The 7,139-nt window shown below is 74.7% G+C and carries 5 protein-coding genes; 1 reads left to right on the forward strand and 4 read right to left on the reverse strand.

Annotation, left to right across the window (positions count from 1 at the left end):
- The 4 genes from TR46_RS35165 to TR46_RS35180 all read right to left on the reverse strand — a co-directional run.
- Positions 1 to 1,540, reverse strand: a 1,540-nt coding sequence (locus TR46_RS35165) for a PrsW family intramembrane metalloprotease (protein WP_052433380.1), incomplete at its 3' end; no start/stop codon positions are given.
- 66 nt (positions 1,541 to 1,606) lie between these two features.
- A complete protein-coding gene (trmB, locus tag TR46_RS35170) occupies positions 1,607 to 2,386 on the reverse strand; it encodes a tRNA (guanosine(46)-N7)-methyltransferase TrmB (protein WP_439654416.1) in 780 nt (259 codons plus the stop codon).
- A gap of 27 nt (positions 2,387 to 2,413) precedes the next feature.
- The gene (gene lhgD / locus TR46_RS35175; RefSeq protein ID WP_042410543.1) at positions 2,414 to 3,625 is read right to left on the reverse strand and encodes an L-2-hydroxyglutarate dehydrogenase; all 1,212 of its coding nucleotides are present in this window, start codon (positions 3,623 to 3,625) and stop codon (positions 2,414 to 2,416) included.
- A gap of 143 nt (positions 3,626 to 3,768) precedes the next feature.
- The gene (locus tag TR46_RS35180) at positions 3,769 to 5,301 is read right to left on the reverse strand and encodes an NsdA family TPR-like regulatory protein (RefSeq protein ID WP_042410545.1); all 1,533 of its coding nucleotides are present in this window, start codon (positions 5,299 to 5,301) and stop codon (positions 3,769 to 3,771) included.
- A gap of 636 nt (positions 5,302 to 5,937) precedes the next feature.
- Here TR46_RS35180 and TR46_RS35185 point away from each other — a divergent pair.
- Positions 5,938 to 7,139 (forward strand): macrolactam cyclase family protein (locus tag TR46_RS35185; RefSeq protein WP_500801777.1); only part of this gene is annotated, 1,202 nt, incomplete at its 3' end.

Genomic DNA, 7,139 nt, shown 5'->3' on the forward strand with positions numbered 1-7,139 from the left:
GCCAGGGCTGGGGCTGGGCCGGGCCCGGGTAGCCGTAGGCCGTGGCCGGGGTGGTGGGGGCGTAGCCGCCGTAGCCGGGGCCGGGCTGGGCCGGGAGGTAGGCGGCGGGGGCCGGGGCCGCCGCGTAGCCGGGGGCGGGGTAGCCGCCGGGCGCGCCGAACGCCCGCGGCACCCCGAACACTCCGGGCATGCCGGGCGCCCCCGGGAACCCGCCGAAGCCCCTGGCCTGCGGGTTGCGCCGGTACCACTCCTGCGCGCCGACCCGGACGAAGATCTCGGCCACCCGCTCCCTGCGCTCCCACAGGTGGTGCAGCAACTCCTGCTCGCGCTCCACGAAGTCCGCCCCGGCCAGCCCGCGCTCGGCGCGCTGCCGCAGGAAGGCCAGCGCCGTCGCGAAGCCCACGTACTCGCGCATCGCCTTGTCGCCGACCGGTCCCTGGGTGAACCGCGCCAGCTCCCTGGCCTGCTTCCTGGTCCGCATCGACGACAGCACCAGCGGGACCTGCTGGGCGATCCAGCCCGCCGCCGCGTACACCGGCAGCTGCCGCTCCAGGGCCCGCAGCTCGTTCCGGCGCGACCACACCACCAGCCACACCATCAGGCAGAACACCGGCACCATGAACAGGAAGTACACGCCGATGAAGCCCAGCGGGCCGAGCACCGAGGAGCCGTTCCAGGTCCCGTGCATGAACATCGCACAGACCCAGCCGCCGATCGGCGCCATCACCTTCGCCCAGCGCTTGCGCGACATCGCGGCGACGCCGAAGCCCACCCCGGTCATCGAGGTGAACAGCGGGTGCGCGAACGGCGACATCACCTCGCGCAGGATGAAGGTGACCACGGTCTGGGCGAAGCCGGCGCCGTCCTTGCCGCCGTCCAGCACCGAGCGGCCGATGTAGAGGATGTTCTCGGTGAAGGCGAAGCCGGTCGCGGTGAAGCCCGCGTAGACCACGCCGTCGACGATCCCGCCGAAGTCGCGGCGCCGGAACAGGAACAGCAGCAGGATCGCGGAGCCCTTGGCCGACTCCTCCACCAGCGGCGCCACCAGGCTCGCGCCCAGCGTCTCGCCGCTGCCGATCTGATGGCTGATCAGCAGCGAGGTCGCCCAGGTGTTGGCCAGGATGGCGACCAGGGTCGCCGCGCAGGAGCCCCAGGCGAAGCAGAACAGCAGGTTGCGCAGCGGCTTGGGCTCCAGCCGGTCCAGCCAGTAGAAGGCCCCCAGCACCAGCGGGACGGGCAGCACCGCCAGGCAGACCCCGATCAGCAGCCCGGAGGTTCCGGTCTGCCGCTGCACCAGGGCCAGGATGGCGACGCCGCAGAGCGCCAGCAGCACGATCAACGCGGTCAGGCGCAGGGCCTTGCTCTCGAACGGGTTGCGGCGGGCCTTGTAGCGGAAGCTGCCGGTCAGCTGGAACTGCGGCTGCTCATCGGCCTGCGGCACCGGGGGAGTCCAGGGCGCGTCGCCCGGCGCCGGGGCGGCCGGTTGCCAGGGCGCGGCTATGTCGGCGGTCGCGGTCGGTTCCGGCTGCGGGCTGCTCACCGTACGACCTTAGCGGGGCGGATAAGCCTCCCGTAAGGCGTTGCCGCTACTCACCCGGGTGCCGGGTCAGCGGCGGCGGAACAGAAGGTCGTGCACGACGTGGCCCTTCTCCAGGCCCTGGCGTTCGAACTTCGTCACCGGGCGCCACTCGGGTCGCGGTGCGTATCCCCCGTCACCGTCCGGGTGCAGGTTCTCCAGTTCGGGCGAGGCGCTCAGCACCTCCAGCATCTGCTCCGCGTACGGCTCCCAGTCGGTCGCGCAGTGCACGGTCGCGCCGGGGCGCAGCCGGGAGAGGGCCAGCTCCAGGAACTCGGGCTGCAGCAGCCGCCGCTTGTGGTGCCGGGCCTTGGGCCAGGGGTCGGGGAAGAAGATCCGCAGTCCGGACAGCGAGTCCGGCCGGAGCTGGTCGCGCAGCAGGATGAAGGCGTCGCCCTCGGCCGGGCGGATGTTCTTCAGGCCGCCCGACTCGATGCTGCGCAGCAGGTTGCCGTGGCCGGGGGTGTGCACGTCCACGGCGAGGATGCCGGTGGACGGGTCGGCGGCGGCCATGGCGGCGGTGGTCTCGCCCATGCCGAAGCCGATCTCCAGCACCACCGGGAGGTCCGGGTCGCCGAACAGCTCGCCGAGGTCCAGCTGCGACCTGCCGTCCACCCTGGTCCCGTACTGCTGCCACAGCCGGGCCAGCGCCGCCCGCTGGGCGTCGCTCATCCGCCCCTTGCGCGGGTGGAAACTGCGGATCCGCTGCTCGCGGCGGATCTCGTCGGAGAACGGGGCGCCGGGCTGCGGGACGGGGGGCTGCGGGATGACGGGCTGCGGGACGGCGGGGGGTGCGGGATGGCTGGTCACAATGGCGTCCAGTGTACTGACCGCCCGCTACCGGCCGTCCGCGCAGAGCTTGAGCGCCCGGCGGGCGATCTCGCGGCCGATCGGCAGCGAGGCGGTGGCCGCCGGCGAGGGGGCGTTGAGCACGTGGACGGTGCGCGGGGCCTCGGCGAAGGCGAAGTCGTCCAGCAGCGTGCCGTCGCGGCCGACGGCCTGGGCGCGGACCCCGGCCGGAGCCGGGACCAGGTCCGCGGCCCGGACCGCCGGCAGCAGCCGCTGGACGTCGCGGGTGAAGGCGCGGTGCGACAGTGAGCGGCGCACCTCCACCGCCTCAGCCCGCCAGTGCTTCGCGGCCAGCCGCCAGGCGCCGGGCCAGGCCAGCGTCCCGGCGAACTCGCGCGGGTTGACCCGGCCCCAGCCGTAGCCCTCCCTGGCCGTGGCCGGCACGGCGTTGGGGCCGACGTGGACGCCGCCGTGCAGATCGCGGGTGAGGTGGACGCCGAGGAAGGGGAAGGCCGGGTCCGGGACCGGGTAGACCAGCCCGCGGACCAGCTCCGCCGTCCGCGGCGACAGCTCGAAGTACTCGCCGCGGAACGGGATGATCCGCACCCCGGGCTCGTCCCCGGCCAGCCTGGCGATCCGGTCGCTGTGCAGCCCGGCACAGTTGACCAGCACCTTGGCCCGTACTTCGGCGAGGGTGGTGCCCACCGTGACCCCGTCCGCGCGGCGCGCGATGGAGACGACCGCTCCCCCGGTGCGCACCTGTGCGCCGGAGAGTTCGGCGTACGCCCGCGCGACCGCCGGGTAGTCGCAGATCCCGGTGTCGCCGATGTGCAGCGCCGCCACCCCGCTGATCTGAGGCTCGAACTCGGCGATGCCGGCCGCGCCGAGTTCGCGCACGGCCAGGCCGTGCTCCCGCCCGCGCTGGGCCAGCGCGTGCAGCCGGGGCAGCTCCTCGCTGCCGGTGGCCACCACGAGTTTGCCGGTGGGCTGGTAGGGCAGCCCGTGCTCACGGCAGAAGGCCGCCATCTCCCGGGCACCCTCGACGGCGAAGCGGGCCTTGAGACTGCCGGGCTTGTAGTAGAGGCCGCTGTGCACCACGCCGCTGTTGTGCCCGGTCTGGTGCCCGGCCACGGCGGGCTCCTTCTCCAGCACGATCACCGAGGTCCCCGGCGCGGCCAGGCTGATCGCATACGCCGTCGACAGGCCGACGATCCCGCCGCCGATGACCACCACGTCGCAGTCGTACCCATTCGTCTCCACGGCGCGATACTCCCACGCGGGTGCGGCGGCGCGCCGTCGCAGGTGGCGGGAACTTCGGCTGCGGACCGTAGTTGGCCGGTCGCGCGGTTCCCGCGCCCCCGGGGGCTGCGACGTGATCACGGTGCTTCGGCTGCGGCACTGGATCAGGCCGGGGCGGCGAGCACCAGGCGGGCCCTTTCGGCGAGTTCCACGGCCGCCCTCTCGGTCTTGAAGTGCTCCAGCCGCTTCAGCATCTCCTGGACGTACTCCCTGGTCCGCTGGGAGGAGATGCGTCCGGCGACCTCCACCGCCCGCGTCCCCGCCGCGACCGCCGCGTCCAGGTCGCCGTCGTCCAGCTCGGCCAGGGCCGAGACCACCAGCCGCAGGCCGTGCGAGCGCACGTACTCCTCGGTCGGGCTGGCCAGCGCCTGGGCGGTGAACTGACGTACCTTCAGCGGGACTCCGAGGTCCCGATAGCACTCGGCGGCGTCGGCCGCCAGGCGGTCGGCGGAGAAGAAGTCGATCCAGGCCGGGTCGGCGTCGCCGGGGCGGGAGCGCTCCAGCCAGGTCTCCGCCGCGCTGAGCGCCGCCGCGCAGGCGTGCGCGCTGCCCGCGCGGGCGTGCGCGCGGGCCTCGACCAGATGGAAGAAGCTCATGGTCCTGGTGGTGGCCAGGCCGCGGTTGCGCTCGATGGCGGCCTGGGCGAGGTCCACCCCCTCCTCGGCCGCGCCCCGGTAGGTGGCCTGCAGGCTCATCGACGCCAGCACATAGCCGCCGAACGGCACGTCCGCCGCGGCCCTGGCCAGCCGCAGCGCCTGGATGTAGTAGCGCTGGGCGGCCTCGTGCTGACCGGTGTCGAAGGCCATCCACCCGGCCAGCCTGGTGAGTTCGGCGGTCGCGCCGAACAGCGCCCGGCCCACCTCGTCGCTGTAGGAGCCGAGCAGCAGCGGCGCCGCGTCGTGCCGCAGGCACTCCGGGACCATGGACGAGCGCCAGTCCCCGCCGCCGTAGCGGGAGTCCCAGCGCCGGGCCTCCTCCGCCGCCTGCCGCAGCTTGGCGGCGTCGGCGTGGCCGACCCGGTATGCCCTCCCGTCACCCACCACCGCCCGCGTCCGAAGCGCTTCGCGCTGCCCCCGCTGTTTGTCGCCCATGACCGCGCGGATCCGCAGCGCCTCCTCGGACGGTTCCAGCGCCGAGGCGTCCCGGGCGACCGAGCCGTCGACCGGGGTGATCAGCCAGCGTGAGACCGGGGTGGCGTACGCGGTCACCGAGAAGGTGCCCGCCAGGTTGTCCCACCAGCCCCGCCGGACGCCGCCGGGGGCGGTCGAACTCCCTTGCGGGGTGCCGGAGTCCAGCCCCCACAGCGCGGTCGCATGGCGGACCGCCTCGGGTACCTCGCGCGGGAAGGCCAGCCCGATCTCCGGCGCCGGACCGGTGCTGCCGAGGCCGATCTCGTCCAGTGGGACGGCCCGTCCCAGCTTTCCGCCAATCGCGGTGGCGATCAACTGCGGCACCGCGCCCTGCGGAACCATGCCCTTGCCGACCCAGCGGGCCACCGAGGTCTTGTCGTACCGGAATGTCAGACCCCGTTGCGCGCCCAGGTCGTTGACCCGACGGGCCAGCCCGGCGTTGCTGATTCCGGCGAGCGCCAGCAGCGTGCCGAGCTTGTCGTTGGGCCCTCGCCCTGTGGTGGTCATGCCCTGTGCCACCTCCCCGCCGGACAGCGTTCTACCCAGAGTAGTTCCCCGCGTTCCCACGGTTAAGAGGTTCCGTTCCGTATGGCGGGATACCGCTCTCTCCTGCTGGACCCCGATCGGGCCGGCGCCGGGCCTCTGCGGGCCCCCGCCGGGCCCCGCGGCGGCGATCCGGGACCGTCGGTCCCTCGCCACGCAGCGCCCCCGCTGTGCCCCCGCCGTGTGTGGCCGTGCGCCCTCCTGTGCCCCCTCCCCACGTCCGGTGCACAGGGCTTCGATGGCCGGTGTGGGTCGGCCTGCGGTCGAGGAGGGCAGGTCGGGGGACGCCACCGCACTCCCCGCGCGGTGGCGGGCCGACTCGGGGGGTGTGCGGACACCCCCCGAGCGGAACTCGTTGGAACGGGGCACGGGGAAGGCCGTATCCGGGTCGGGGAGGGAGCGGCCCGGATGCGGATCCCGTCTGTCCGGTTGCCGTTCATGTCCTTCTCCGCATATCTCTTTCCGGTCGCGCCCGAAAACGATCGCGTCCAGCCCGGCGAAGTCCGGCCGTGCAGATGGCACCATGTCCCTGAACGGTTCCTGACGGTGCGACAGCAGGTCCGCTGCCGTCCGCCCGGGACCCACGGAGGCGAGGCGTCCATGCGGTGGTTGGTGGGGTGGAACGGCGCGTCCGCCGTGGCCGACCCCGGCCTGCGCGAACTGCGCCCGCTCGGCGGGAGGCTGCTGTGGGGCGGCGCCGACCCGCTCTGGGCGGTGGGCGACTGGCGCGCCGAGGAGATCCGCACCGTCTCCGTGCACCGGCAGCTGCGCCCCGACGACACCGTCCGCACCGGCTTCCCCGACCTGCCCGAGGACCCCGACGACCCGGCGGCCGCCGACGGCGCGGTGGCCCGGCTCGCCGTCGTCGGCCACTGCGGCGCCGGCGACGCCGCGCTGCGCACCGCGCTGCTCACCGCCAGCGGAGGCGCGCTGCGCCACCTCACCGTCTGGCCCGGCAGCTACACCGTGGTCCTGCAGCAGGGCACCAGGACCACCCTGATCGGCGACCTGGCCGGGGTCCGCCCGGTCTTCCACACCCAGTGGTGCGGCGGCACCGCCTACGCCACCGCGGCGCTGCCGCTGGCCGACCTGGTCGGAGCCCCGGTGGACCCGCTCCACCTGGCCGCCAGACTGGCCGTGCCGGACGCGCCGGAGGCGGTGGACGGCGGCAGCCCGTTCGCCGGCGTGCGGCGGGTGCCGCCGGGGCGCGCGCTCAGCATCCGCGCCGGACGGCCGCAGTCGCAGGGGTACCAGCCGCAGCTCCCCGGCGTCGGCGGCAGCACCGAGATCACCGAGGCGGCGGCCACCGGCGAGGTCACCCGCAGCCTGCTGGAGGCCGTCCGCTGCCGGGTGCGCGCGGAGTCGGACCGCCCGCACCGGGTCAGCACCGACCTCTCCGGCGGCAGCGCTTCCACCGTGGTGACCCTGCTCGCCGCCGCCATACCCACGCCGCCCGCCCGTCGCCCACCGCCACCCCTGTCCGAAGCGCTTCGCGCCGCACCTCCTGACGGCCGCTCCGCACCCCCGTCGCCGCTGGCGGAGGCGCTCCGGGCCGCGGCTCCGGGCCGCGGTCCGGACCCCGACCTGGAGCCGGGTTCCGGTGCTGACGCGGGCTCGGGTTCGGGACCCGGCCGGGCCGCCGGGCAGCACCAGGGGTCGTTCCCGGGGGTCCGCCGCAGCGTCGACGAGCGCTGGGGCGACCCGCGCAGCTACCGCACCCTGCACCACGGGCCGCCGGCCACCCTGGCCGCCCCGGCCCGCAGCGGCGCCGTCCGCGGCTCGTGGGCCAGGGGCACCGCCGC

The sequence above is a fragment of the Streptacidiphilus carbonis genome (assembly GCF_000787775.1).
Classification (GTDB): Bacteria; Actinomycetota; Actinomycetes; order Streptomycetales; family Streptomycetaceae; genus Streptacidiphilus; species Streptacidiphilus carbonis.